General features: G+C 72.7%; 17 protein-coding genes, 1 tRNA gene and 1 pseudogene. 11 read left to right on the forward strand and 8 right to left on the reverse strand.

The features are described from left to right. Window positions 1-72 precede the first annotated feature (72 nt). On the forward strand, window positions 73-1,863 hold the full coding sequence (locus HA073_RS23535) for an extracellular solute-binding protein (protein WP_166457302.1): 1,791 nt from the start codon (window positions 73-75) through the stop codon (window positions 1,861-1,863). Between the two features lie 250 nt (window positions 1,864-2,113). Here HA073_RS23535 and HA073_RS23540 read toward each other — a convergent pair whose 3' ends face one another. The 3 genes from HA073_RS23540 to HA073_RS23550 all read right to left on the reverse strand — a co-directional run bounded on the left by HA073_RS23540 (window position 2,114) and on the right by HA073_RS23550 (window position 6,446). Continuing rightward, on the reverse strand, window positions 2,114-3,337 hold the full coding sequence (locus HA073_RS23540) for a glycosyltransferase (RefSeq protein WP_166457303.1): 1,224 nt from the start codon (window positions 3,335-3,337) through the stop codon (window positions 2,114-2,116). A 90-nt stretch (window positions 3,338-3,427) separates the two neighbouring features. After that, window positions 3,428-4,840, reverse strand: coding sequence for a glycosyltransferase family 2 protein (locus tag HA073_RS23545; RefSeq protein ID WP_166457304.1), 1,413 nt, complete (start codon window positions 4,838-4,840; stop codon window positions 3,428-3,430). Window positions 4,841-5,432: 592 nt separating this feature from the next. Next, window positions 5,433-6,446 carry a LacI family DNA-binding transcriptional regulator gene (locus HA073_RS23550; protein ID WP_043329852.1) on the reverse strand — a complete coding sequence of 338 codons (1,014 nt, stop codon included), beginning with the start codon at window positions 6,444-6,446 and terminating at the stop codon, window positions 5,433-5,435. A 268-nt stretch (window positions 6,447-6,714) separates the two neighbouring features. Between HA073_RS23550 and HA073_RS23555 the strand changes: the two genes are divergently transcribed. The 4 genes from HA073_RS23555 to HA073_RS23570 all read left to right on the forward strand — a co-directional run bounded on the left by HA073_RS23555 (window position 6,715) and on the right by HA073_RS23570 (window position 11,323). Beyond that, window positions 6,715-7,986 carry an ABC transporter substrate-binding protein gene (locus HA073_RS23555; protein ID WP_166457305.1) on the forward strand — a complete coding sequence of 424 codons (1,272 nt, stop codon included), beginning with the start codon at window positions 6,715-6,717 and terminating at the stop codon, window positions 7,984-7,986. A 64-nt stretch (window positions 7,987-8,050) separates the two neighbouring features. Further along, complete coding sequence (locus HA073_RS23560; RefSeq protein ID WP_030500465.1) at window positions 8,051-8,983, forward strand: carbohydrate ABC transporter permease; 933 nt, start codon at window positions 8,051-8,053, stop codon at window positions 8,981-8,983. A 10-nt stretch (window positions 8,984-8,993) separates the two neighbouring features. After that, entirely contained in the window at window positions 8,994-9,893 is a 900-nt protein-coding gene (locus HA073_RS23565) for a carbohydrate ABC transporter permease (RefSeq protein WP_043329848.1), read from the forward strand. Further along, the gene (locus tag HA073_RS23570; RefSeq protein ID WP_187692837.1) at window positions 9,890-11,323 is read left to right on the forward strand and encodes a GH1 family beta-glucosidase; all 1,434 of its coding nucleotides are present in this window, start codon (window positions 9,890-9,892) and stop codon (window positions 11,321-11,323) included. Before HA073_RS23565 ends, HA073_RS23570 begins: the two co-directional genes overlap by 4 nt. 87 nt (window positions 11,324-11,410) lie before the next feature. On the opposite strand, the gene HA073_RS23575 is transcribed toward HA073_RS23570, so the two are convergent. From HA073_RS23575 to HA073_RS23590, 4 genes are all read right to left on the reverse strand, one after another. After that, on the reverse strand, window positions 11,411-14,242 hold the full coding sequence (locus HA073_RS23575; RefSeq protein WP_166457306.1) for a right-handed parallel beta-helix repeat-containing protein: 2,832 nt from the start codon (window positions 14,240-14,242) through the stop codon (window positions 11,411-11,413). Then, a complete protein-coding gene (locus HA073_RS23580; protein ID WP_166457307.1) occupies window positions 14,239-15,432 on the reverse strand; it encodes a hypothetical protein in 1,194 nt (397 codons plus the stop codon). Before HA073_RS23580 ends, HA073_RS23575 begins: the two co-directional genes overlap by 4 nt. Before the next feature lie 296 nt (window positions 15,433-15,728). Further along, complete coding sequence (locus HA073_RS23585; protein WP_166457308.1) at window positions 15,729-16,049, reverse strand: discoidin domain-containing protein; 321 nt, start codon at window positions 16,047-16,049, stop codon at window positions 15,729-15,731. 255 nt (window positions 16,050-16,304) lie between these two features. Continuing rightward, a tRNA-Leu gene (locus tag HA073_RS23590) sits at window positions 16,305-16,391 on the reverse strand. A gap of 248 nt (window positions 16,392-16,639) precedes the next feature. Between HA073_RS23590 and HA073_RS31285 the strand changes: the two are divergent. Continuing rightward, window positions 16,640-16,765 (forward strand): annotated as a pseudogene (locus HA073_RS31285) (hypothetical protein); the annotation flags it as partial. A gap of 1,769 nt (window positions 16,766-18,534) precedes the next feature. Here the strand turns inward: HA073_RS31285 and HA073_RS30940 are convergent. Beyond that, window positions 18,535-18,657, reverse strand: coding sequence for a hypothetical protein (locus tag HA073_RS30940; protein ID WP_255481607.1), 123 nt, complete (start codon window positions 18,655-18,657; stop codon window positions 18,535-18,537). A gap of 58 nt (window positions 18,658-18,715) precedes the next feature. On the opposite strand from HA073_RS30940, the gene HA073_RS23600 reads away from it, so the two are divergent. From HA073_RS23600 to HA073_RS23620, 5 genes are all read left to right on the forward strand, one after another. Then, the gene (locus HA073_RS23600; RefSeq protein ID WP_309228057.1) at window positions 18,716-19,639 is read left to right on the forward strand and encodes a fibronectin type III domain-containing protein; all 924 of its coding nucleotides are present in this window, start codon (window positions 18,716-18,718) and stop codon (window positions 19,637-19,639) included. A gap of 207 nt (window positions 19,640-19,846) precedes the next feature. Then, window positions 19,847-22,417, forward strand: coding sequence for a fibronectin type III domain-containing protein (locus tag HA073_RS23605; protein ID WP_205798378.1), 2,571 nt, complete (start codon window positions 19,847-19,849; stop codon window positions 22,415-22,417). A gap of 25 nt (window positions 22,418-22,442) precedes the next feature. Continuing rightward, window positions 22,443-23,438, forward strand: a complete 996-nt coding sequence (locus tag HA073_RS23610) for a MoxR family ATPase (protein WP_166457311.1) — start codon at window positions 22,443-22,445, stop codon at window positions 23,436-23,438. A 2-nt stretch (window positions 23,439-23,440) separates the two neighbouring features. Continuing rightward, window positions 23,441-24,595, forward strand: coding sequence for a DUF58 domain-containing protein (locus tag HA073_RS23615; protein ID WP_064445402.1), 1,155 nt, complete (start codon window positions 23,441-23,443; stop codon window positions 24,593-24,595). Next, complete coding sequence (locus tag HA073_RS23620; protein WP_166457312.1) at window positions 24,589-26,877, forward strand: DUF3488 and transglutaminase-like domain-containing protein; 2,289 nt, start codon at window positions 24,589-24,591, stop codon at window positions 26,875-26,877. The genes HA073_RS23615 and HA073_RS23620 overlap by 7 nt, the downstream gene beginning before the upstream one ends. The last annotated feature ends 20 nt before the right edge of the window (window positions 26,878-26,897 follow it).

The raw sequence follows: 26,897 nt of genomic DNA on the forward strand, positions 1-26,897 counted from the left end.
GGTCCGGGTCGCCGGCTGGCGCCGGATCGATAGGTTGACGGCCACCAGCCGCCCGCCGAGGAGGACGCCCCGATGACCCCATCCGTTACCCGCACGCGGCAGTGGTTGCCCTACACCGCCGCCGTCACCGCCGGGCTGGTGGTCATCGCCGGGGCGTTCGTGTTCGTCCAGCAGCGCGATGCGGGCAGCGAGGTGCCCCGCACCGACTGCGCCACCACCCTCCAGGTCAACTCGTCGACGGAGAAGGCGGCGCTGCTGGTCGACCTGGCCGAGCGCTACAACCGCAGCAGCCGGTCGATCGACGGCGGTGGCTGCGCCGAGGTGCACGTCAGCGCGCTCAACTCGGGCCAGGCCGCCGAGGCGCTGGCCACCGGCTGGACCCACACCGGCCTGCCGCGACCACAGGTCTGGCTGCCGACGTCGAGCCTGTGGACCGGCCAGCTCCGGCTGCTCGACCAAGCCGCCGGGCGAGCACCGCAGACCCCGGACCGCTACCCGTCGATCGCCAACAGCCCACTGGTGATCGCGATGCCGCAGCCCAAGGCCGAACTGATACGCCGGCGCGGGCCGCTGGGCTGGGGGGAGATCCTGGGCCTGTCCGGGCGGGACGGGTGGGCGGGCTTCGGCAAGCCGGAGTGGGGCCGCTTCACCTTCGGCAAGGACAACCCCAACCTGTCCACCTCCGGGCTGGCGGCGACCATCGCCACCTACTACGCGGCGGTGCAACGGTCCAGCGACCTGACCCGGTCCGACCTTGCCGACCCCGCGGTCACCCAGTTCGTCCGCCGGATCGAGGCCAATGTGTCGCACTACAGCGACGATTCGGTGGACCTGCTGCGCAGCCTCGCCGAGGCGGACCTGGCGGGCGGCGCGGGCAGTACGGACGACATGAGCGCCATCGTCCTCCAGGAGGAACTCGTGGACCTCTACAACACGGGTGCGCTGAGCCCTCGGCAGGACGGGCAGGAGCGGGGCCGCAGGCCGAACGTCCCGCTGGTCGCCGTCCACCCCAAGGAGGGCACGTTCAACCTGGACCACCCGTTCGTGGTGCTGCCCTCCGCCGACGAGCGGCAGCGGGCGGCGGCGGCCGACTTCCTGGCCTTCCTGACCGAGGACGCCCAGCAGGAGAGCTTCGCCCGCCTCGGCTTCCGGGACCACGAGCGCCGAGCCTCGGCGGAGCTGCTCGCCAACGTCGGCGCCGAGCCCACCGGTGGGCTGAGCTACTTCGAGCCCCCGGACCCGCAGGTGGTCGGCGCGATGCTGGACGGCTGGCGGACGCTCCGCAAGAAGGCCAACATCCTGATAGCCCTGGACACGTCCGGGTCCATGCAGGCGATGGTCGGCACCCGCACCCGCTTCCAGGTCGCCTCAGCAGCGGCGGGCAAGGGCCTCGCGCTGCTCAACACCGAGGACCGGGTGGGTCTCTGGTCGTTCTCCTCGGAGACCCGGAAGCGGCCGAAGAGCCCCTACCGGGAGGAGATCCCTCTCGGCGAGTTCGACCAGAAGCGGATCAACAGCAAGATCGCCGGCCTGCACGTCGATGGCGGCACCGCCCTCTACGCGACGGTCCGGGCCGCACACCGAGAGCTGCTCGACCGGTACGACCCGCAGCGGATCAACGCGATCGTCGTGCTGACCGACGGCAAGAACGAGTACCGGCAGGACAACGACCTGGCCGGCCTGCTCGCCGAGGTCGCCCTCGACCCGCGGCGTCCGGTGAAGGTGTTCTGCATCGCCTTCGACCGGGAGTCGGACTTCGCCACCCTGGACCGGATCGCCAAGGCATCATCGGGCAAGGCCTTCGACGCGACCGATCCGGCCAAGATCGACGAAGCGTTCGTGAAGCTGGTCAGCAGCTTCTGACGCCGACGCGCGCCGCTCGCCACGAGCCCGCGGCGCGACCGACGGTCTCCGCAGCCCCGCCGGTGAACAGCGCCGGCCGGAGTAGGGAGCACCCCGACACCGGTCCGGTCCGCCGACGCCCTAACCTCGGCGTACAACGAGTGCCGGGCCTCCGAGATGACCAGCAGGTCGCCCTCCCCACCGGTCCACGGCTGATCCGGCGCGACCAGCCGGACCCGCCCCCGCAGTACCTGGAGCGTCGCCTCACCGATCAGGCTCCCGGTGCGACGACCAACCGCTCCGCGGCGACCTGCGCCGCGTCGGTGCGTACGACGCCGGCGAACTCGCGGGCGCGGGCGGCCACCTCCGGCCGCAGCGCGGCGCCCAGAGCCTCGGTCAGTGACTCGACGGTCGGCACGGAGCCGGGGTGTGCGGTGCCGATGCCGAGCGCGGGCACCCGGCGCGCGAAGTAGTGCTGGTCGTACACCTGCGGTACGACGACCTGCGGCGTCCCGGCCCGCGCGGCCGTGGTCGTGGTGCCCGCGCCGCCATGGTGGACCACCACGGCCACCTCCCGGAACAGGTCCTGCTGGTTCACTTCGCCGACCACCAGGCAGTCGGGGGACCGGTCGACCGGCGAGAGCGGTGCCCAGCCCCGGGAGGCGACCAGCCGGCAACCGACCGCGCGCACGGCCCGCACGGCCGTCTCCAGCAGACCCGGGGGTGCGGCGACGCTGCCGAATCCGACGTAGACGCACGGCCCGCCGGCGTCCAGGAAGGCCGTCAGCTCGGCGGGCAGGGCCCGCTTGTCGGGCAGGAGCCAGGCGCCCGGTTGGTAGACGGCCGGATCGGCGACGTCCGGCCAGGGTGCCAGGGCCGGGTCGGCGGCCAGCCACGGCCGGTCGGTGTGGATGTGGTCGCTGACGTCGTCGACCGTGCCCAACCCCACCGCCGACCGCAGCGCGTTGAGGGGCGCGGCGAAGGTGTCGTTGACGTGCCGCAGGTTGGCGGCCCACAGGTCGCTGTTGTCGGCCGACGCGGGCGCCGGGACCTCCCCGAGCACCGGCAGCGGCAGCGGGGGGTGGTGGGGTGAGGGAAGGGCCGCCGGGCAGAGCGCCGCGAAGACGTACGGGATGCCGCGCTTCTCCGCCACGGTGCGGGCGGCGATCTGGAGGCCCGTCGACGCGACGAGGACGTCACAGTCCCGGGCTGCGGCCGACAGCACCTCGAACTGGATGCCGATGGAGGACTCGGCGAACTTGCGTACCTGCGAGGGCGAGGGTTTTGGCACGGCGGCCCGCGACCTGGGCGCCGCCGACCTGCGCCAGGGCGGGCCGACGGGCACGAAGGGAATCCTGAAGCTGGCCACCCAGCGGGCGAAGTCGGGCGGGGCGCAGAGGCGGGCCTGGTGGCCGAGGGCCGTCAACCGCGACGCGAGCGCCACCAGGGGTTGGACATCGCCACGCGACCCGAGAGTCGACAGCAGTACGCGCACAATACTCGCCTTTCCGTCTTTTACGCCGGATCCGGGCACGGCTGGGCCAGGCCCGACAGCGTTGTCGGGCCTGGCCGCACCGTTGATCTGCTATCCCCGCGTCGTGGAGCGCCCCGGCACCAGGGCAGCGGGGCGCGCCCCGGCGGCGGTCTGAGCGGGTACCCGGCGCGCGGCACCGGGCGCGGGTCGGAGGGGCCGCAGGATCAGTACGTGGCCGAGCCCCTCGACCGCGCGCAGCTCGGCCGTGCAGGCCGCGGCCTGCGCCTGGCGCAGGTAGTCCAGCGTCTGCGGGTCGGCGGCGCACATCCCCGGCGTCGAGTCGGCGGTGGCGACCAGGTGGACCTCGCCGGCCAGCAGCAGCGAGGCCGAGATGAACTGGCAGAGCTCCGGCCACAGCAGGTACCGCCAGAAGTCCACGCTGATCACCGCGTCCAGGCTGCCCGGCGGCATGGGCGGGGCGACGCCGAGCAGGTGGAAGTTGGTCCGCCCGATGGGTGCGGCATAGTCGAAGGTCAACGCCGAGGCGGGCAACCCGGAATCGGCACGGCCGGTGCCGATCCAGAGCGTGCGGTGCCCCCGCACCTGGCCGGCGAGGCGCGCGGCGGCGGGCCCGATGGCGCAGGCCGACCGCTCGACGCACTCGTCGATGAGCGCGCGATAGTGCAGGATCCGCCGGATCGCCTCGTACCCCATGACGGCGGTGAGGAACTCCCACTCCAGGCACGGATAGAGCCGGGCCGCCTGCTGGAAGTTGGCCTTCATCTCCATCCAGTTGCGGGTGATGTTCTTGTGGTGCGGCAGGTGGACGATCCGGGCGTCGTCGTCGTAGCCGAAGTTGACGCCGCCGGGGAGGCTTCGGTCGACGCGGTAGAACAACTCGACGTCCTCCACGCCGTAGCTCAGACCGAACGCCTCGCGGTAGCCACCGACCTGCGCGAAGTGCGCGCTGGACAGCGAGATGTTGTGCGTGTAGGCGATGACCCAGCCGGCCCGGAGCCACTCGCCCCCGTCGTCGGGAAGCCCCGTGGCGAACCGCAGGTCGCCGCCGTGCGGGAAGGCGCGTGCGACCGCGTGCGGCTCGCCGGCCAGCACTGCCGGCAGGTCAGCGAGGCCGATCTCGTCCCGCCGGCCGATCAGCACCGCCGCGTTGCCGGGCACGCTGTGCCAGGCCAGGTGCCGCTCCAGCAGGTCGGGCACCGCCCACGAGTCGGCGTCGAGGAAGACCAGCAGAGGTGCGCAGGAACGGCGCGCCCCCTCGTTGCGGGCGACGGAGCGGCCCTTGCGCTCGGCGAGTTCCAGCACGCGCAGGCGGAGACCGGCGCCCTCGGCGAGCGCCTCGGCGTACCCGTCGGACGAGCCACCGTCCCGGACCACGATCACCTCGAAGCGTTCCGGCGGCAGCGTCTGCCGGGTCAGCGCCCTGAGGGTCAGCGCGAGGCACTGCGGATCCTGGTAGGTCGGCATCACCACGCTCAGCGCCGGAGGGTTGGTGGGCAGCGACATGGCGATCCTCTCCGTCAGACGATCTTGCCGTCAGAGGGCGGCGACACCGTCAGACGATAACGCTCCGCGACGACATCACTACGCATCAATAGGGGTCTATAGGGGTGCACTGTCCCGACACGACAGTCGCCGCCCGACCGGAACCCACCCACGCGCAGGAGCAGCAGCCGCGACAGGAAGCAGCGGGTTAGATCAGCCCGATTCGGCTGGCGAACTCACGTACGCCTGGCAGGTTGCGGCTGTCGCGGCCGACTGGACGTGTTCGATGAGGTTGGTTCGGGATTCGCGTACCAGTTCGCTGGCATGCTGACGGCCCGGCGCTGGGCCGGGTTCCTCCGTGCTGCTGGTCGGGGCGTGGGGTTGCTGGGTCAGCCGGCGGGTCGCGGCAGTGCGGCGAGGCGGTTGAATGCGCAGGCCCCGCCGACCTGGCCCCGGATCATTCGCGCCACCGCCGGCCGCGACCTCGCCCAGGCACGGGTGTGACGCTCAAGGCAGGCCCGGTTGCGGGGTCGGTGACAGCGACTCCGGCAGCAGCGACCGCGAGCAGCAGCACGATCCAGAGCGGAACGGCGCCGACGTCGCGCGGTTCGGGTCAGGTGGTGCCGCGGACGACGAGCGTCGTCGGCAACACGGTCGGCTTGGGCGGGTCGTCGCCGCCGTGCAGCATGGCGACCAGCGCCTCGGCGGCGGCCGTGCCGAAGCCGGGCTTGTTCTGGGCGACGGTGCTGAGCCCGGGCGGGATCAGCGCGGCCACCTCGATGTCGTCGAAGCCGACAATCGCAATGTCGTCGGGGATCCGTAGGCCGGCCGCCTGGGCCGCCCGCATCGCGCCGACAGCCATCTCGTCACCGGCGACGAACACCGCGGTAGGGCGGTCGTCGAGGGCGAGCAGCCGGTCCATCGCGGCGTGACCGCCGTCGAGATAGAAGTCTCCCTCGACGACGTGGCCGTCGGCGAGCGGCAGGCCGGCCCCGGCCAGCGCGGCCCGGAAGCCGACGAGCCGTTCGGCTCCCGGCCAGGTTCGCAGCGGGCCGGTGATGGTGGCGATGCGCCGGTGGCCGCGTTCGACGAGGTGGCGGACGGCGAGCGCCGCGCCGCCGGCGTTGTCCGAGGTGATGTAGGTCGACGTCGGGCCGTCGACCCGCAGGTCGAGAGCGACGCACGGCACCTGGGCTTCGACGAGGGCGAGCACGGCCGGGTCCCGGGTGCCGTTGTCGATGATGACCGCGCCGTCGAGGTTGTGCTGGCGGACGGCGCGCACGTATCGCTGCCCGTCGTCGGGCCCCGCCGCGTCGTGGCCGGCGAGCATGAGCAGGTTCAGCCCGTGCGCGCTGAGCGCCGTCTTGAGCGCGACGAGGATCTCCTGCAGGAATGGGTGGCGCCATCCAGGGCGGCGATGGTCGGTGTCCCATACCAGGCCCACCATGTTGGATTTCTTCGTGGCGAGCGTGCGGGCCGACCCGTTCGGCAGGTAGCCGATCTCGGCGGCCAGGTCGAGGATGCGCTGGCGGGTGTGCTGGCTGACGACCTCGGGGGTGTTGAAGACGCGGGACACGGTGGCGACGGACACGCCGGAGCGGCGCGCCAGCTCCCTGATAGTGGCCAATGTGGTGCCTTCTCTGTAACCGGTTTCACGACCGTAGCGCCAGCGATGTCCGCCGGTCAACCCGCATCGACCGTTATCGTTTCGTAACTTGACACCCCCTAGCCGAACCCGTTCACACTTCCCAGGAAAGGCGCTCGCCGGGCGGTCACCCGCAACTCGGCCGGCATCCGATCTTCATCCAACTCCACCCACCCCCACCACCATCGCTTCGCCGACAATGTAACCGGTTTCAGGTAACCGGTTACATCGCACGAAAGGGTTCCCTGGCATGCACCCAAACCGACTGTTGCGACTGGCGGCGGCCACCCTGGCCGCCGGAGTACTGCTGACCGCGTGTGGCACCGGCACCGAGGGAGGCTCCGGCGGCGGCAACGAAAAGATCACCCTGAACGTCAACCTGTTCGGCAACTTCGGGTACCAGGACCTGTACGCCGAGTACCAGAAGTCGCACCCGAACATCACGATCCAGGAGCGCACGGCCGCCTACAACGACCATCACCGCGACCTGATCACCCACCTGGCCACCGGCTCCGGCGCGGGCGACATCGAGGGCGTCGACACGGGCTTCATCGCGCAGATGCGCGAGCGGGGCAACCTCTTCGTCGACCTGGGCAAGGACCGCCAGTCCGAGTACCTCGACTGGAAGTGGGCGGCGTCGCTGGCCAAGGACGGCAAACAGATCGGGTACGGCACCGACGTCGGCGGCCTGGCCATCTGCTATCGGCGTGACCTGTTCGAGAAGGCCGGCATGCCCTTCGACCGCGACCAGGTGTCGGCCGCCTGGGGCAGCGGCTGGGACCAGTACATCGAGTTCGGCAAGCGGTACGCGGCGAAGGCCCCGGCCGGCAGCGCCTTCTTCGATGGCGGAGGCCAACTGTTCAACGCCATCATCGGCCAGGCCCCGGTCGGGTACTACAACGAGGACAACGCCATCGTCGTGGGCACCAGCCCCGATGTCCGAAAGGCCTGGGACCTGACGGTGAAGGCGATCCAGAGCAACCTGTCGGCCAAGCTGATCGGCAGCTCGCAGGAGTGGAACAACGGCTTCGCGAAGGACCAGTTCGCCACCATCGCGTGTCCGGCCTGGATGATGACCAAGATCAAGGACCAGGCGAAGCACGCCGCCGGCAAGTGGGACGTGGCGAGCGTCCCGGGCGGCGGCGGCAACTGGGGCGGCTCGTACCTCACCGTTCCCAAGCAGGGCAAGCACATCGAGGAGGCCAAGAAGCTCGCGGCGTGGCTGACCGCCCCGGAACAGCAGGCCAAGGTGTTCACCGCGCGGGGCAACCTGCCGTCCATCCCGGCTCTGTACGACAAGCCCGACATTGCCCAGTACAAGGACGCCTTCTTCAACAACGCACCGGTGGGCCAGCTCTTCACCACCGCGGCGAAGCAGCTCAAGCCCCAGTACCAGGGCCCGCGAGCCGGAGACGTACAGACCACCATCCGCGACGCCCTCGTCCGCATCGAACAGGGCAAGCAAAGCTCCGACGAGTCCTGGAAGCAGATGGTCAGCGACGTCGAGCGCCTCGCCAAGTAACTCGACCCGCGCCGCCGGCGGTCGCCCCTGACCGCCGGCGGCGCCCGGCGACGAAGGATCGACGATGGCCACCTACCTCCACCAGGCCCGGCGGGCCGGCCTGAGCCGGCTCGACACCAAGGGCTCGCCCTACCTCTACATCCTGCCGTTCTTCCTGCTGTTCGGCGCGTTCGGGCTGTTCCCGCTGCTGTACACGGCGTACGTCTCGTTCAACGACTGGGACCTGCTCGACTCCGGGTCGCACCGCTGGGTCGGCCTCGCGAACTACCGCGAGATGCTGCAGGACGCGTACTTCTGGAACGCCCTGGGCAACACACTCAGCATCTGGGTGCTGTCCACCGTGCCGCAACTGCTCGCCGCGCTCTGGATCGCCCACCTGCTCAACCACCGGCTGCGGGCCCGCACCGCGCTACGGATGGGCGTGCTGCTGCCCAACGTCACCTCGATCGTGGCGGTGACGATCGTCTTCACCCAACTTTTCGGCCGCGACTTCGGCATGGTCAACTGGGCGCTCGGCCTCGTCGGCATCGGCCCGATCGACTGGCAGGCCAACACCTGGAGCTCCCACCTGGCCATCTCGTTCATCGTCGCCTGGCGGTGGACCGGCTACAACGCCCTCATCTACCTCGCCTCGATGCAGGCGATTCCGCACCACCTGTACGAGGCCGCCGACCTCGACGGCGCGTCGCAGGCTCAGCAGTTCAGGCGGATCACCGTCCCGATGCTGCGGCCGACGATCATCTTCACCACGGTGATCTCGACGATCGGCGGCCTGCAGATCATGGCCGAACCCCTGCTGTTCGCCAGCTCCCAGACGCCCACCGGCGGCTCCGACCGGCAGTTCCAGACCGTCGCCCTGTTCATGTACGAGCAGGGGTTCCGGGAGTTCCGCTTCGGCTACGCCTCGGCGGTCGCCTGGACGCTCTGTCTGGTCATCGCCATCTTCGCGATCATCAACTTCCTGCTCACCCGGCGCATCGCCAAGGACGAGGACTGAGGAGAACGCCGTGACCACCCTCGCGGACCCCGTACAGACCGGCACCACGCCCTCGCCGCCGCCACGCCGGTCCCACCGGCGCCGGAGCTTCGGGTACCCACGCAAGGCCTCGGTCTGGAGCTACGGCGCCCTGCTGGCGGTCGTGGCCGGGTCGGTCTTCCCGCTCTACTGGTCCATCGTCGTGTCCTCGCAGACCAGCGACGCCGTCACGAAGGTGCCGCCGGCCCTGGTGCCCGGCGGGCACCTCTTCGACAACATCGCGCGCGTGTTCGACACGACCGACTTCGGCCGGGCCCTGGTGAACTCCTTCATCGTCAGCGGCTCGATCACCGTCTCCGTGGTGTTCTTCTCGACCCTGGCCGGGTTCGCCTTCGCCAAACTGCGGTTCCGAGGCCGAAAGGCGCTTCTCGTCGTGGCCATCGCGACCTCGATGGTGCCGCACCAGCTCGGCATCATCCCGCTGTACATCCTGATGGCCGACCTCGGCTGGACCGGGCGCCTCACCGCCGTGATCGTGCCCGGGCTGGTAACCGCGTTCGGCGTCTTCTTCATGACCCAGTACCTCGGCCGCGCCGTGCCCGACGAACTGCTGGAGGCCGGCCGCGTCGACGGGTCCAGCACGTTCGGCCTGTACTGGCACATCGTCCTGCCGGCGGCCCGCCCCGCCGCGGCGGTGCTCGGGCTGTTCACCTTCATGCAGGCGTGGAACGACTTCTTCTGGCCGCTGGTCGTGCTGCAGGACAACGCGACCGTGCAGGTGGCGCTCTCCGCACTGGCCAGCGGCTACACCACCGACTACACCCTGACGCTGACCGGCACGTTGCTCGCCACGCTGCCGATCCTCGTCGTCTTCATGCTCCTCGGCCGGCATCTCGTCGACGGCATCATGCAGGGGGCGGTGAAGGGATGACCACCACATCCCAAGGCGCCGCCGCGGCCGCAACCCGGCCGCACCTGCCCGAGCTGCCGGACCTGCCGGCCGGCTTCATCTGGGGCGCGGCCACCGCGGCGTACCAGATCGAGGGGGCGGTCGACGAGGACGGCCGCGGGCCGTCGATCTGGGACACCTTCTGCCGCCGCCCCGGTGCCGTCGACGACGGCACCTCCGGCTCGGTCGCCTGTGACAGCTACCACCGCTGGCGGGAGGACGTGGACCTGCTGGCCGGCCTCGGCGTGGACGCCTACCGTTTCTCGGTCGCCTGGCCACGGGTCATGCCGGCCGGGCGGGGCGCGGTGAACCGGCGAGGCCTCGACTACTACGACCGGCTAGTCGACGCCCTGTGCGGGCACGGCATCCGGCCGTTCGTCACGCTGTACCACTGGGATCTGCCCCAGGCGCTCGAGGACGAGGGTGGCTGGCGGGTACGGGACACCGCCGAGTGGTTCGCCGAGTACGCCGCCGCGGTCGCGGGCGTCCTCGGCGACCGGGTCCAGGACTGGATCACGCTGAACGAGCCGTACTGCTCGTCGATGGTCGGCTACGCGGAGGGCCGGCACGCTCCCGGCACCGCCGAAGGACATGGCGCTCTGGCCGCCGCCCACCACCTGCTGCTCGGGCACGGCAGGGCGGTCGCCGCAGTCCGGTCCGCCGCCGGCCCGCGGGCGCGCGTCGGCATCACGCTCAACCTCTCCCCCGCCGTGCCGGCCAGCGATACCGAGGCCGACCAGGCGGCGGCGGATCGGCAGGACCTCATGCTCAACCGGCAGTTCACGGATCCGGTGCTGGGCGGCGCGTACCCGCCCGGGTTCGAGCGGCTCTACGCCGGGGTGAGCGATCTGTCGTTCCGCCGGGACGGTGACCTGGCGGTGATCTCCACGCCGCTGGACTTCCTCGGTGTCAACTACTACTACCGGGTGCACGTCGCCGACGCCCCGTACGAGCAGCCCGACCCGGCGCTGCGCAGCGCGTTCGACATCGGGGTCCGGCAGCTACGGCCGGACGGGTTGCCCACCACCGACCTGGGCTGGCCGGTGGAGCCGCAAGGGCTGTTCGACACCCTGACCGGGCTCGCGGACCGTTACCCGGGCCTGCCTGCCGTGTACGTGACGGAGAACGGCTGCGCCGACCTGCGGGACGGACCCGAGCCGGACCCGGAACGGATCTCGTTCGTGGCCGGGCACCTGGCGGCGGCGGCCCGTGCGGCCGCCGTCGACGACCGGCTCGATCTGCGGGGGTACTTCTACTGGTCGCTCATCGACAACTTCGAGTGGGCCCGCGGGTACGGGCCCCGCTTCGGTCTGGCCCACGTCGACTACGCCACCGGATCCCGTACGCCCAAGGCCAGCTACCACTGGCTGCGTGATCGCTTGCGGGCGTGGCGGGAACGCACCTCCGCCTGAAGCGCCGCCCGCGGCTCGTGGCGGCAACGGTATGCGCGGTCACCCGGCACCGAACCGCCCCGGTTTCGGTGGAGTCGGGCTCTTCGATCATGAAGGCGGGGCGTGGGCGCCGGGCTCGCCTGGCGGGGCGTCGAGGGCCAGCCTCAGCGCCGCCTCGACCGGATAGACCGGGCAGTACAGCGGAGTGTCTGTGGCCGGCGGGGCCGCGTCCTTCGCCTCGAACGCCTTGCGGGCCCGGCCGAGGTCCGCGAGCAGGTCGGCCACTGACGGTTCCTTCTTCGGCTCCGGGGGCGCCGCCTCGACGGGTGCCTCCGTCTTCGGCGCCGTGATCGAGACGCCGAGCGCCGCCGCGGCGGCGTTGAGCCCGTCCTTCGGCATCGCGGCGGCCAGCGCCGAGAGGCGGCCGACGGCCTGGTCGGCGTACGCGGCGTCGACCGGCACCGCCGGCAGCTCGAACCGGGTTCCGGTCTGCGCGCCGAACGGGGCGTCGCGGAACACCCGGTCGCGGTTCTCGGCGTCGACGAGCACGTGGCGGCCGTCGTGGAGGTCGGCGTACAGGTTGGCGGCGAGCACGTTCCCGTCGAGCAGCAGGTTCTGGTCGGGCACGGTCGCGCGGACGGCGATGCTGTCGGCGAAGGCGAGCACGTTGGCCTCGACCCGCATGACACCCCGGCCGGAGAGGTCCAGCAGGCAGCCGGTCGTGGACTGCCCGGTCGAGGCCCGGCCGGTGGGGTCGGCGGCGAACAGGACCGTGTTGCCGCGGATGGTCCAGGGGCCCGCGCCGGGTGCCTGGACACGGACGGCGGTGCCGCTCGTGTTGACGACCACGTTGTTCTCGAACGTCCCGTACGCCGCACTGAGCTGCACGGCGCAGTACGCCGCGTTGGCGAAGACGCAGTTGCGCACGGTGATGCCGCCGCTGCCGCCGCGCAGGTCGAGCAGCGCCGCCGACTGGGAATGGCCCGCGTCGAGGGCGCCGCTGTCGGCGTACGCGTTGTAGGTCGCCCCGTCGAACATGAACCCGTCGAGGATGAGGCCCTCCCCCGAGTCCTCGCCGGTGAGCACCGGATCGCCGAAGATGCCCTTCGCCTTGGTCTCCGGGGTGAGCACGAAGCGCACGGGGTGCCGCCAGGGGTCGCGCGCGGCGAACTCGGCGTCCCACCCGCCCAGCAGCGTCAGGTTGCGTACGGGGATGCGCCACGTGCCCGACCGCAGGCGGCCCGTGTACTCACCTGCGGCGACGAGGATGCGGTCGCCCTCGGCGGCCTTTTCGAGAGCCTGGAACGGGTCGCGGAACGGCGCCTCGCGGCTGCCGTCCCCGCCGGAGGATCCGGCCCGCACGAACCAGTCGCGGCCGGCCGGCCGGGGCGGCTCGGGGGCCGTGACGTCGAGCACGGGCGCGAGGGAGTCGAGGACGATGGTGGCGCTCTGACGCCCGCCGGGCGGCGTGAGACGGTACGTGCCGCGGAGCAGGTACGTGGACTCGACGTCGAGGCCGCGCGAATACCGTACGGCCTCCTCGGTCTGGTGATGGACGAGGCCGTAGCGCGGGGCGAGCGCCCACCACGGGCTGTTGTCGGTGCCGGGCTCGTAGACGGCGACGCCGATGTGCGTCTCCGCGAGCTCGGGGAGGATCTGCGTGTTCTGGTCGAAGCCGACCCCGGCCCGCACCTGCACCGGGGCTCCGGCGAGCGCCGGGTCGGCCTCGTAGAGCCGCGCCCAGTCGACGGCCTGGTACGACGGGCCGGCCGGGAGCTCGGTGAACGGCTCCGGCGCCGCCAGGTCGGCGGGGTGCGCGCCCGGCGCCGCGCCGACCGCGAGGGCGAGCACCTCGGCCGGGGCGAGCCGGCGCATGACGGGCCGCTGAACATCACGGTCTGATGCGGACGACAGCTCACCGAGGCCGGCCGATTCCCGCAGCGCGTTGAGGGCGGCGATCGGCGGGCGCTCGTACGTGACGGCGACGTCCACCGTGTACGTGTCGAGCCACGCCGCCGGGAGCCCGGTCAGCTGTGGGTCGCCGACGGTGTTGCCGGCCGCCGAACGCAGGCCGACGTCTTCGAGCTCCGCGGCGTACTCCTCGGTGAGCTCGGCCTCCGCGCCCGGCACCCGGCTGCGCACGATGTCGCGCGGTGTGGCGAAGAACAGGTTGCGGTCGATGGCGATCTGCCCGACGTCGCGCAGGCAGGCGACGGCCGCGTTGCCGCAGCCGACGAACACGTTGTCGGAGATCGCGGCAGCGCCGTTGACCCGTACGCCCACGGCCCGGTCGGCGCCGGAGCCGCGCGGTGGGTCGGAGTCGTCGTGGGCGAAGGCGAAGGTGTTGCGGCTGACCGCGGCCGGGGTCTCGGGGGCGCCGTCGCGGACGGTGAGCAGGCTGAGGCCGACGCAGTTGACGACGATGTTGTTCTCGAAGACCACGGAGTCGCCGCCGAGCTCGACGGCGCCGGAGCTGCCGTTGGCGAAGCAGCAGTCGCGGACGGTGATGCGCTCGCCGCGCAGGCTCACCAGCGGGCCGTCCCCGTAGGAGGCGCGCTGCAGGCCGCCCTGCTCGTCGTAGTCGTCACGCCCGGCCCCGTCGAAGAACAGCCCGTCCAGGACGAGGCCGTCGTGGCCGCCGATGCCCTGGAGCATGTTCGGCTCGTTCGGGACGCGCAGGCCGGTCTTCGCCGCGAAGACCGTCGGTGTCTGCCAGGGGGTACGGCGGGCGAAGTCGGGGCTGTATCCGCCGAGCAGGGTCAGCTCGGGGGTGTCGACGACCCACGAGAAGCGCTCGCCACGCCCGGTATAGGTGCCCGCCGCGATGTGGATGCGGTCGCCGGGCGCAGCCTGCCGCAGCGCGAGCCACGGGTCGTGGAACGGCCGGGCCCGGGTGCCGTCGCCGACCGGGCCGCCCGCCGCGACGAAGAGGTCGGTCATGACTTCTTCACCTCGTCGTCGGCTTCCTCCGTCTTGTCCGCGAGCAGCTTGAAGCCCACCTTGACCGCGTCTCTGACCTGTGCGAACGCGGCGAGGCCCGTCTGCTTGTAGGGTCCCTCGGCCAGGTCCTTGACGTATTCCTCCTCGGTCGCCAGCAGCGACTCCAGGGATTCCGAAGCCTTCTCCAGCTCCTCGTTGAACTTCGCCAGCGTGCCCGGATCATCGGTCAGCTGGGCGAAGGCGTTGGTGCTCTCCTCCACGAGCGTGGGGAAGAGCTCGTCGTAGAGCTTGCTGGACTGCTCCTTGGCCGCCTCGGCCCGCGTGTCGAGCCCACGGTCGAGGACGTTCTCCTTCATCCAGTCCCAGTCGGTGGCACGGTAGTCGCCGGACGCGCCGATGCCGCGCCAGTTCCCCGCCGCCTCGGCGCCGCGGGCGAAGAGCTTGTCGATCCAGTCCTCGTCGAGCTGTTCGCGGGCCGCGGCCAGCAGCTTGATGTTGTCGACCACCGTCTGCTTCGCGGCACGCTTCTGCTTGGCCGCCATGAGGTTCTCCGCGGTGAGCTTCTCGAAGTTCTTGATCGCCTCGTTGGCGGCTTCCTTGGACGACGGGTCCTTCATGAAGAGGACGATCAAGCGGGCGCCCGAGGTCGGGAGGTATTTGACGAGCAGGCTCTTGACCGTGTCCTGGATGGAGCCGAAGTTCTTGAGGAGCAGCTGCTCGACGATCGCGTCGTTGCTGCGCGCGTTCTTGAGGTCCTCCTCGCACTTCTTGATGAGCGCGAGGTCGGCCTCCAGGACCTTGCTCATCAACGTGGCGACCTCGGGCACGTCGAGCCGGGCGACCTGCGCCCAGATCTTGCGCTCACCGGCGAGGAAGTCACGCGGGCCGACCGCGGTCCACCGTTCGTCGACGGACATCGCGTTGGCCTGGCTGTCCTCCAGCACCGACCGGATGTCCGATTCGAGGCGCTCCATCAGCGCCTCGGCCTGCTCGCAGTTGGTCTCCCACCGGTCGGTCAGGCCGTCATAGCCCGGATGCTCCAGCTTGGAGAGCATCTCCTCGAACAGCTTCTCCCGATCGGTGTCGAAGCGTTCCAGCAGATCCAAGACCCTGTCGAGGATGTCCTCCTCGAACCCCGTGGCGCGCATCCGCTGCTCAACGAGCTCGCGGGCGTCATCGACATCTTCCACAAATTTCAGCGTAGGAGCCCTCGGGCACCCGAGGCAGTCGTGAACCCGATCCCTGCCAGATCAAGGATCCGACCTATGCCGCCGCTCGGTGAAGACTGACTCCGGAAGTCGTCGACTCTTCGGGAGTGCACCATGTCATCCCTGTTCAGCGGACCGATACTTGGTGTTCGTATGCGTCTTTCCTCTGGCACCGGGGCGCAGCCGGCTCATAACGGCATGAGGTGCCCGCTCCGTGGCGGCCACCCCATGCCTTACCGTCCCGTGCGGTCACTCCCCCGGGAACGCACGGACGAGCCTCAGTTGAGGGCGTAGATCTCCGCGGCCGACGTCCACGGGTTGCCGGCGACCTGACTCACGGCACGCAGTCGCAAGTGCTGCCCGGTCTTCGCGGCGTACCGGACGTCCTTCTGGCTCGCGTCGTTGGCGAACGCGCCAGTGGCCACGGCCGTTCCCCAGTTGGTGCCGTCGGTGCTGACGTACACCTCGTACTGGCCGATGCGTCCGTTGACCGCGCCGGAGCCGCCATCCTGCCGGGGCAGGTAACGCAGGCCCGAAACGGAGTAGCTCGCGCCCATGTTCCGGCCACTGCTGTCGAGGGTAGCCAGGCCGTACACCATCGTGCCGCCGCGTGACGTCGGTAGCACAGGCAGGGGCAATGGTGGACGACGAGTGGCTCCACCACGCGGCCGATGCGGGCTCTGCTCCCGGCCCGACAGGCGCACGGGGAGGGATGACGGGAGCCACGGAACGATCAGCCACGACAATCGCCCTCGATCAAGACAGGCTCGATCGAGGGGGTCGCTGCGTTGGGATTTGCGTGGTCAAGCGCGCTTGACCACCAGTACGCGAAACACAGCATGGATGCTGCAAGTTGGTGTCCGAGGGGGGACTTGAACCCCCACGCCCTATACGGGCACTAGCACCTCAAGCTAGCGCGTCTGCCATTCCGCCACCCGGACCTGCACGTACCAGCCTACCCGGTCGGCCAAGGTGATCATCTCACCGCATCGGCCGGCCTGGCGGGCCGCACGGGGCATTACTGTACACGGCCCGGAACGATCATGCACATCAGCACCAACGCCGCACGTTTGCGCAGGTCAGAGGCCACAACAATCGGGTGGGTAGCGCGCAACTGACGATTCCGGGCAGCATTGCTCCCGTGTCCCACCCCTCCCCGTTGATCGCCACTCAGCACCAGGCCCTCGCGATGCGGGCCGCCGGCGACCTGACCAGCGCCCGCCGCCTGCTCGCCGACGCGATCGTCGCGGCCCGCCCGGCGTACGGCGAGGACCACCAGGACGTCCTGGCCACCGGTCACCTGCTGGCCCGGCTGCACCGCGAGGCCGACGACCCGGCCGCCGCCCGGCGCGTACTCGAAGAGGCCTACGCCGCCGGCGAGCGCCGCCGGGGCGACGGCGACCCGCTGATGCTCGCGCTCAGCTTCGACCTCGCGGGGGTGGCCGAGGAGCTGGGCAACCGGCACGAGGCCCGCCGCAACTACAGCCGCGTGGCCACCGCCGGGTCCGCCGTGCTCGGTCCGGACCACCCCGCGGTACGCGCAGCCCGCCAGTACCTCGGCGGCTCCGCCGCCGCTCCCGCCGGCTACGGCCCACCTCACGGCGGCTTCGCCGCCGCTGCCGGCACGCACCCCGGTCCCTACCTGCCCGGGCACCCCGGTCCGTCCCTGCCGGGACACCACAGCCCGGCCCCGCCGGCACACTCCGGTCCGCCCCTGCCAGGACCTCCCAACCCGGCTCTGCCGGGGCACTCCGGTCCGGTCGTGCCCGCACAGCCTGGACAGGTCCTGCCCGGTCCCGCTTCCCCCGGGCACTCCGGTCCCGCTCTGTCCGAGCCCACCGTGTCGCTGCCGGCGACCCCGCCGCCGTACCCGCCCGCGCCGACCCGACCCGCTGCCCAGGGAACGCCTGCCGCGGCTGCGCCGGTATCCGGCGCACAGTGGGCGCCCCGCCCCGGCCCGGCGTCCCCGGCGCCCGGCGCCGTGCAGTCGCCGTATCCCGTGCCGAACCCGCAGGGCACTCCCCCGCAGCCCGCCCCTCCGGTCCCGCCGCGCCAGCATCCCGCCGTGCGGCCGGACGGCTCGACGAGTCCCTGGGCGCCGCCCTCGCCGCCCTCTGCGCCATCCGAGGAGGCGACGACCCGCTTCGCGCCGATCTCGGAGGAAGCGACCTCCCGGTTTCCGGTAGTGCCCGCCGAACCCACCACCCCGCTGACGCCGCAGTCGGCCGCCGGAGCGGCCCCGCAGATTCCCGGTGTCCGGCCGGTCCCCCCGGCCCAGGGTGTCACCCCCGTCGCACCCGGAACGTACGGTCGGCAGCCCGCCGCCCCCGGAGTGACGCCGGTACCGCCCCGTCCTCCGGTCGCCCCACCACCGCCGCCGGCGGCGGTCCCCGGTGCCGTGGTGCCCCCAGCGGCACCCGGAACACCGGTGGCAACACCTGGAACGCCGACGACAGCGTCCGCGGCCGGGACGCCGGGGTACGGGCGGCCGGTGGCGCCGCCCGTACCCGGCCCGGCGTCCCCGCTACCGCCCCCGCCGGTCATCCCGCCGCCACCCGCGAGGCCGAGCGCCGAGGCGCCTCCAGCGTCCGTCACCCCGCCGCCGTCGCGGATGCCGTCGGCGGGAGTCGTGCCACCGCCGCCACCGCCGACCGTCCTGCCGCCGGCACCGAGCATCCCCGCACCGGCGAACGTTGTCCTGCCACCACCGCCGGCAGTCACTGTCGCTCCGTCGACCCCCGTGCCGCCACGGCCAGCAGCCGTCCAACCGGTGGCCGGGGCCGCAGCCGCTCCCCCGTACGCCGCCACGGACCGTACGGCCGGGACCGGAACGGCAGCAGCCTCGGAAGTCCACCCCGCAGCGATCGAGGCGAACGCGAGCGGCCCCGGCGCGGGTACGCCACCGACCGTCCCGGGTGGACCGGGATGGGACAAGCCGACGATCCAGGTACAGCAGATCGGCCCGCTGCTGGAGGAGGAGTCGGAGCGCCAAGCCGCGACAGCGGCCACCGGCACCACGGCCAATCCTGCGGCATCCGGGTCCGTCAGCGGACCCCCGGTCGGTGCGTCTCCGGTGGACGGTCCTCAGAGCAGCGGACCTCCAGCCGACGCACCCGTGATGAGCGGGCCCCCGGCCAGCGCACCACCCACCAGCTCACCGTCCACGCCCACGCCGCCGGCGAGCGCACCGTCGATCGGCACGCCCACGCCGCATCCCGTCAGCGCACCGCCCACGCACCCGGTCAGCGGCCCTCCGGGGCAACCGGTGAGCGGAGCGGCCGCGTACCCGATCAGCGGAATTCCGGTCAGCGGCTTCCCACCACTGGTCAGCGGACCACCCGGTCACGGCGACTACCCGTCACTGGCCGGCCAGCCACATGCGGCGCCCGTCAGTGCCGCGCCGGTCAGCGGCGGCTCCGTGCCGCCGTGGGGCATGGTCGCGCCGCCGTGGAGCAGTGTCGCCCCGTCCCAGCCGGTCGACCGGCCCGCCGACCCCGAGCAGGACACGGACGAGCCTGACCCGGACGAGCCGACGGCCGGCGACGCGGCCGGACAGGCGGAAGGGGACGCGCCGGAACGGAACCGGCCGATGCCGATCTACGAGGATCTGCTGGACTTTCCCGAGTCCACGCGACCCGAGCCGCCGGCGCAGCCGGAGCCGGGTGCCTGGCCGGTGAACCCGCCGGTGTTCCACCAGCCGGCGCCGGTCCAGCCGCCGGGCGCGTACCCGATGGAGCCGGAGCGGCCGGGCCGCAACCGCACGGTGCTGGCCCTGGTGGCCGGGGGCGCGGTGCTCGCGGTGGTGGCGGCGGTCGGTGTCGGCGTGGTGTTGCTGAACCGGGAGGCGGCGCCTCCGCCTGCCCCGGTGCCCGCGTCCGGCGCCGCGTCGCCGAAGGTGGCCGGTCCGCCGCCGGGCGACTTGCAGCTACGGGACGACACCACCACTGTCACGGTGACCTGGACCGACCCGACGAACGGCGGGGTGCCGTTCGTGGTGGCGGGTGGCCGGGCCGGGCAGAAGCTCGGCGTGATGGCCACTGTGGACGCGGGGCAGACCCGCTACACGGTGAACGGGCTGAGCGCGAAGCTGGACTACTGCTTCACCGTGCTGGCTGTCTACGCGACCGATTCGTACTCGACCTCGGGTCAGGTCTGCACGGACCGGGAGGGCGGCGCGACGCCGAACTGACGGTCCGGGGACGCCACGCTCGGTGTCCACAGGGGGACGGTGCGGGTTTCACCGGCACCGGGCGGCACCTATGATGGCTCCCGGCTCTGGGGAGGGTCGACCTCGCGCGGGTGCGCCTCCCCCACCGACACGGGGAGGCAGCCGGCAGTGACCACCATCGAGGACGTCACGGGCACCGGGCCGGAGCAGGCTCGTCCACGATCGCGTATGCGGGGCGGGCTGGTGACCATCGGCACGGTGGCTGCGCTGCTGGCCGCGATGGGCCTCACGGTGCTCGGGCTGGGCGCCGCGGACAACGCGGTGGCGAGCTACGACGCCTCCTCCTGGTTGTGGAGCACCACCCGCGGCGAGCTGGCCCGGGTCAACGGCGTCACCGCGCGGGTGGACACCCGGATGGAGGTGCCGGGTGGGCGGCGGCACCAGATGCAGGTGGCCCAGACCGACCGGCTGCTGATCCTGCGCGACCTCAAGACCGGCCAGGTCAGCTCGCTGGACCTGGCGACGTTGCAGATCACCGCGACCACGCCTACCGCGCCGGGGCTCGGGGTGAGCGTGGCGCTGCACGAGGACGCGGCGTTCGTGGTGGACGCGGTGCAGGGCATCGTCCGGCAGCTCGACCCGCGGGCGCTGACGCCGGTGGGCGAGCCGGTCCGCTACCCGCCGGGCATCGCCGGCGGCACGTTCGACGGCGCCGGCAAGCTGTGGATCGCGGTGCCGAGCGAGGGCACCGTCTCGGCGGTCACCGCCGCCGAGCTGCCGGAGACGCCCGGTGACGCGCCGCCCGCCGGGCTCAGCCCGAAGCGCGTCGAGACGTACGACGTGGCCGAGCCGGCGCACGAGCTTGTGGTGTCCACGCTGGACGAGGGCGTGGCGGTGCTGGACCGCACCTCGGCGTCGCTGGTCACAGTGGTCGGCGGGCAGACGCAGCGGGCGGCGCTGACCATGACCGCGCCGGGCTACCTGCCGACCCGTACCAGCGGGCAGCAGGTGCCGGTGACGGTTCCCGGTGAGCGGTCGGTGCACGTGGTGCGGGACAGCCGCGAGGTGAAGCGGTTCACGGTGCCGGGCGACGGTGTGCGGCTCAGCCCGGCGGTGGCGTGGGCGGGCCGGTTCTACTGCGCCGACGAGACGACCGGCACGGTCTACGCGTTCGACGCCGAGGGGCAGCTCGTGCAGACCGTGAAGGGCGCCGGCCGCCCCGGTCCGGTCGAGCTGGAGGTGCGCGAGAACCACCTGTTCATCAACCCGCCGGACTCGTCCACCGCGCAGGTGGTCGACGACCGCAACCAGGTGCGTGAGGTCGACAAGTACGCGAACGACGTGCTGGGCGGGGATCCGCCGCCGGTGGCTCCGCCGCCGCCCCCGCCGAAGAAGCCGAAGGTGTCCAAGCCGGGCGCGCCGAAGTCGGTCACCGCCGCCGCCGGTGACGCCTCGGCGCGGGTGAGCTGGCAGGCCGCGGCGTCGAACGGCGCCGAGATCACCAGGTACGTGGTGGAGGGCGCCGGTCAGACCCGCCAGGTCGGCGCGAACCAGCGGTCGCTGGAGGTGACCGGCCTGACGAACGGCGAGACGTACACGTTCTCGGTGCACGCGGTGAACGCCAAGGGTGAGGGGCCGGCGCGGCGCAGTAACCCGGTGGTGCCGACGGCTGAGGTGCCGGACCCGCCGGCGTCGGTGACCGCCGAGGCGCGGCCGGACGGCACGGTGCGGGTGAGCTGGCCCGAGGCCGACGGCCAGGGCAACAAGATCGCGAAGTACGCGGTGACGGCGACCTCGGCGGGCGCGAGCGCCCCGGCGGGCGAGTCGGCGAAGACGGAGCTGGTGGTGGCGGCCGGGCAACTGGAGTACGGCACCCAGTACGCGTTCACCGTGACGGCGGTGAGCGAGAAGGGCGCCGGGTCGAAGGCGTCGCCGGTGAGCAACACGGTGGTGCCGTTCACGGCGCCGAAGGCGCCCGGCGAGCTGCGCGCGTCCACTGTCGCCGACCAGCCGGGCACGGTCGCGGTGCAGTGGTCCCCGGCGGTGGACAACGGCCGGCCGGTGACGAAGTACGTGGTGGAGGCAGCCGGGAAGTCCGTCGAGGTGACCGATGTGCGGGCCACTGTGGGCGGGCTGGGCAACGGCCAGAACGTGACGGTGAAGGTCAAGGCCGTGAACGAGGCCGGGGCCGGGCCGGAGGCGAGCACCACCGCGCGGACGGTGGCCGAGCCGCGGATCACGGTGACCGGCTCGTCCGCGGACGCCACGTCGGTGACCGTCACGTTCACTGTGGACGCGGGCGGCGGGCGGGCCACCTGCACGGCGGCGACCGGCGGGAAGACTGCGAGCGGCAGTTGTTCCAGCCTGCGGGTGACCGGGCTGACGCCGGGTACCGCGTACACGGTGACGCTGACCGCATCCAACGCCGCCGGTAAGGGCACCGCTTCGCGCGCCCAGACCACGGACGCGCTGTACGGGATCGCCACCTGCCGCAACGGCTCCTCCGGCGCGGAGGCGACCTACTGCTCCCGGGACGTGCCCGGCGAGCGCAACGGCAACGAGATCTTCTCGGTCACTCAGCAGGACAACAGCAGGCAGGCAGGCTGGGAGCCCAACGGCGCCCGGCTGAAGGCCTACTGCAAGAAGAAGGGCGAAGAGGTCTACGCCTACATCTACAACAACGACAAGCGCAGCACCTGGTGGGTGCGCGTCGACCACAGCAAGGGCCGCGACTACATCCCGTGGGCCTGGCTGAACCTGGAGGGCGGCGACGACCTCAACCTGCTGCCCACCTGCTGACCGCACCACTCCGAGAGGCGCATCCGTGAACACGCACGAACCGCTGAGCCAGCCGGAGGTGCAGGGCTTCGCCGCCCTGGCCGCCCGGCTGGCCGACAACGTCAACGCGGTCGTGCTGGGCAAGCCGCAGGTGGTGCGGCTGGCGCTGACCGCGCTGTTCGCGCAGGGGCACGTGCTGCTGGAGGACGTCCCGGGCGTCGGCAAGACCACGCTGGCGCGGGCGATCGCGGCCACCGTGAAGGGGCAGTGGCGGCGGATCCAGTTCACGCCGGACCTGCTCCCTTCCGACGTGTCAGGGGTGACGATCTTCAACCAGGCCAGCCGGGGTTTCGAGTTCCACCCGGGGCCGGTGTTCGCCAACATCGTGATCGCCGACGAGATCAACCGGGCGTCGCCGAAGACGCAGTCGGCGCTGCTGGAGGTGATGGAGGAGCGCACGGTCACGGTGGACGGCGTACGGCATCCGGTGCCGCAGCCGTTCCTGGTGGTGGCCACGCAGAACCCGGTGGAGATGGACGGCACGTACCGGCTGCCCGAGGCGCAGCTCGACCGGTTCCTGGTGAAGCTGTCGGTCGGCTACCCGGACGAGGCGGTCGAGGTGGAGGTGCTGCGCGGCGCCACGGTCCGCTCCCCCGACTCGCTGACCGCCGTCACCGACACCGCCACTGTGGGCGAGATGGTGAAGATGGCCCGGCGGGTGCACATCGCCGAGCCGTTGTACGCGTACGCGGTGCGGCTGGCCGCTGCCACCCGTACCCATCCGCAGGTGCGGGTCGGGGTGAGTCCGCGCGGCGTGATCGCGCTGACCCGGGCGGCGTGCGCGTACGCGCTCATCGACGGCCGGGGCTGGATCATGCCGGAGGACCTGAAGGCGCTCGTCGAGCCGGTGTTCGCGCACCGGCTGCTGCTCACCCCCGACGCGCAGGTGCGTGGTGTGACGTCCGCCGAGGTGCTGCGTCAGGCGGTCGCGTCGGTGCCGGTGCCGTTGCCGACGGGCCAGGCCACGCCGGTGCACGGCTGAGCGTGGGGATCACCGCCCGTGGCATCGGGCTGCTCGTCGCCGCCCTGGTGCTGCTCGGCGTGGGGTTCCGCTACGCGTACCCCGAATTGACGGTGCTGGGCGCGGCAGCCGGGGTGGCGGTCGGCTACGGCGTGGTGAACGCGGCCTGGCGGCCCCGGCTGAGCGTGGCGCGGCGGGCCGACCCGGACCGGGTGGCCCGGGGTGAGCCGGCGGCGATGGAGCTGACGGTGCGCAACACCGGTCGGCTGCGGGCGGCGAACCTGGTGGCCGAGGACCGCTGCGCCGGGGCGCTGGTGCCAGTGCCGCTGCTGCGGTTGCGCCCGGGCCGCGACACGGTGGTGCGCTACGACGTGCCGACGCACCGGCGTGGGGTGGTGCCGGTGGGGCCGCTGCGGGTGGTGCGCCGGGATCCGCTGGGCCTGGTGGCGCTGGCGCGCGGCTACGGCGGCACGGTGCCGGTGTGGGTGCACCCGCGCATCCATCCGCTGTCCGCGGTGCCCACCGGTGCCGGGCGCAGCCTGGACGGGCGCACCGACAGCGTGCCGCACGGGTCGATCACGTTCGACTCGCTGCGGGAGTACGTGGTGGGCGACGAGTTGCGCCGCGTGCACTGGCGCACCAGCGCCCGGGTGGGTGAGCTGATGGTGCGGGAGAACGTGGACACCAGCCTGCCGCGCCTGGTGGTGGTGCTGGACAACCGCGCGTCGGCGCATCCGGGCCGGGTGGGCGGGGTCGCGGAGTCGTTCGAGTCGGCGTGCGAGGCGGCCGCGTCGGTGGTGGCCGCCGCGGTGCGGGAGGACCTGCCGGTGCAGCTGCTGCTCGTCGTACCGGGAGAGGTGGAGCCGGAGGGCGCGGCCGGGCCGCTGGACCGGCTGGCCGCGGTGGAGCTGGCGGACGCCGGGCCGGACGTGCTGCCGGCCGCGACCGGGCGGCTGCGCCGGGACCGGCTCGGTGACACGCTGGTCTTCCTGACCGGGCCGGGTGGCCGCGACGAGCTGGGGCACGTCGGCGCGCTGCGCGGCGCGTACCCGTCGGTGGTGGTCGGGATGTTCGGCACGGACGGGCCGACGGCGGCCGGCGCGACGGGCCTCACGGTGCTGGACGCGGCGGACGGCGCGGCGTTCGCCGCCGAGTGGGACGGGATCCGCCGGTGGTGACGCCGCCACGGACCCAACCGGCGGCGGAACGCGCGGTCCGGGTGCTGCGGGCCGTGCCGGTACCGGCCGCGCTGATCGTGCTGGTCGCGCTCTCCGGCGTGGTGCTGGGCCGGGTGTACGCGGATCCGCTGCTGACCCGCCTCATGGCCGGCGCGGCCGTCGGATCGGTGCTGGTCGGCGTGGCCGCGCGGCGGCTGCCGTCCTGGCTGGTCGCGCCGCTGTCGGTGGCCGCGATGGCCGGGTGGACGCTGCTGTCGCTGCGGCTGGCCGCCGCGCACGCGGCGCTGCCGGGCGGGCTCGGCGAGGTGACCGCCGACGCCGCCCGTAACGCGATTCCCCGGCTGCTCACCGCGATGATTCCGGTCGAGCCGGCCCCGGACACGGTGCTGGTCCCGGTGGTGGCCGCGTGGCTGACCGGGCTGACCGCCGCCGAGGTGGCGCTGCGCGCCGGGCGGGTGCTGCTGGGCTACCTGCCGCCGGCGCTGCTCTACGCCGGGGCGCTCTACGTGGTCGGGCCGAACGCGGATCCGGCGGTCGGCCCGACGGTGGTGTTCGCCGCGGTCGCGGCGGCCGGCCTGGCGACGCCCGGGCGTCGCGACGGCCCGGCGCCCGATCCGGTCGCCGGTCTGACCCCTGCGGTACGCGCGGCGGTGCGGCTGCGGCTGGTGGCGGCGAGCGCGGCCGGGCTCACGGTGGTGGTGGCGCTGGCGGCGCTGCTCGCCCCGGTGGTGGCCGCCCAGGTGGACGAGCGGCCGGTCGACCCGCGCCGCTACGTGGAGCCGCCCCGGGTGGAGTCGCTGGACGAGAACCCGCTGATCCGGATCTCCGGGTGGGCGTTGAACCCGGACCAGCGGCTGCTGGACGTGCGCACCGTCGACGGCGCGAGCGCTGACGGGCCGCCGCGGATCCGGCTGGCGGTGCTCAGCGACTACGACGGGGTGACCTGGCGGGTCGGCGCCACGTACCGCAACGCGGGGCGGATCCTGCCCGCCACCGAGCCGGCCCCGAACGCGGCCACCGACGAGGTGCGCCAGGAGATCACCGTCGGCGACCTGACCGGACGGCTGCTGCCCGCGGTGCCCACGCCGCGCGAGGTGACCGGCGCGCGGGTGGCGTACGACCCGGCGACCGGGACGCTGATCCGCCCGGAAGGGCTCGGGCCGGGGCTGCGGTACGAGGTGTCCTCGGTGCGGGAGCGCCCGGACGTGAACCTGCTGCCCACGGCGAACGTGCCCGCCGGTGACGAGGTGGCCCGGGTGCTGCGGGTGCCCGACGGCGCCCCGGAACCGCTGCGCCGGCTGGCCACCCAGCTCGCCGAGTCGAACGGTGCTCCGTACGCGCGCGCCGACGCGATCGCCACGTTCCTCGCCGAGCACTACCGGGTGACAGCCGACGCGCCGAGCGGGCACGCGTACCCGAATCTGGCGTTCTTCCTGTTCGGGCCGCGCAACGGCGGCGGGCAGCGGGGCACGTCGGAGCAGTTCGCCGCCGCGTTCGCGGTGCTCGGCCGCCTCGCCGGCCTGCCGACCCGGGTGGTGGTCGGGTTCGGGCCCGACGGCGACGGGCCGGTGCGGGCGGCCGACGCGTACGCCTGGCCGGAGGTGCTGTTCGACGGCGTCGGCTGGGTGCCGTTCGATCCGATGCCGCGCCCGGACGAGGAGCCCCGTCCGGTGGAGGAGGACTTCCGGCCGCAGCCGGAGGACCCGCCGCCGTCGGAGGTGCCCGCGCCCACCGAGGAGCCGAGCGCCACGCCTCCGGCCGCCGCGCCCGCACCCGGCGGGCACGAGGGCGGGCTCGGCACACCGGCGCTGGTCGGCGGCGGTGTCGGCGGACTGGTGTTGCTGGTCGGCGCGGTGCTGGCGGCGCTGGTCGCGATGCGCCGGCGGCTGACCCGCTCCCGTCTGGCGGTGGGCGATCCGGGCGAACGGGTTGCGGGAGCGTGGCGGGAGCTGACCGACGCGCTGCGTCTGGCCGGGCATCCGGTCGGGCCGGACCTGGCGGCGGCGGAGGTCGCCGAGCGGGCCCGCCGGACGCTCGCCGAGGCCCGCGCGGCGCGGCCCGGAGAGGGCGCGGCGATCGACGGCCCGGACGGCGCAGCGGTGGACGAGCTGGCCGCTCTGCTCAACCAGGCGGGTTTCGCGCCGGGCAGCGTCACGCCGGAACAGGCGGATCGGGCCGCACGGCTGAGCGCCGGCTTCGCCGAGGCGCTGCGCGCGGCCCGGTCACGGTGGCGACAGGTGCTGTGGACGATCCATCCGGGGCCGCTACGGTGGCGACGCTGACCGGACCGCCCGCCTCGTGA

The organism is Micromonospora sp. CMU55-4 (genome assembly GCF_011602315.1).
Lineage (GTDB): Bacteria > Actinomycetota > Actinomycetes > Mycobacteriales > Micromonosporaceae > Micromonospora > Micromonospora chalcea.

What these genes read in the sequence shown, in the direction of transcription:
- HA073_RS23535 (WP_166457302.1), top strand. Translation starts at nt 73, where the DNA reads ATGACCCCATCCGTTACCCGCACGCGGCAGTGGTTGCCCTACACCGCC.
- HA073_RS23545 (WP_166457304.1), bottom strand. Translation starts at nt 4,840, where the DNA reads ATGTCGCTGCCCACCAACCCTCCGGCGCTGAGCGTGGTGATGCCGACC.
- HA073_RS23555 (WP_166457305.1), top strand. Translation starts at nt 6,715, where the DNA reads ATGCACCCAAACCGACTGTTGCGACTGGCGGCGGCCACCCTGGCCGCC.
- HA073_RS23560 (WP_030500465.1), top strand. Translation starts at nt 8,051, where the DNA reads ATGGCCACCTACCTCCACCAGGCCCGGCGGGCCGGCCTGAGCCGGCTC.
- HA073_RS23570 (WP_187692837.1), top strand. Translation starts at nt 9,890, where the DNA reads ATGACCACCACATCCCAAGGCGCCGCCGCGGCCGCAACCCGGCCGCAC.
- HA073_RS23575 (WP_166457306.1), bottom strand. Translation starts at nt 14,242, where the DNA reads ATGACCGACCTCTTCGTCGCGGCGGGCGGCCCGGTCGGCGACGGCACC.
- HA073_RS23585 (WP_166457308.1), bottom strand. Translation starts at nt 16,049, where the DNA reads ATGGTGTACGGCCTGGCTACCCTCGACAGCAGTGGCCGGAACATGGGC.
- HA073_RS23605 (WP_205798378.1), top strand. Translation starts at nt 19,847, where the DNA reads ATGCGGGGCGGGCTGGTGACCATCGGCACGGTGGCTGCGCTGCTGGCC.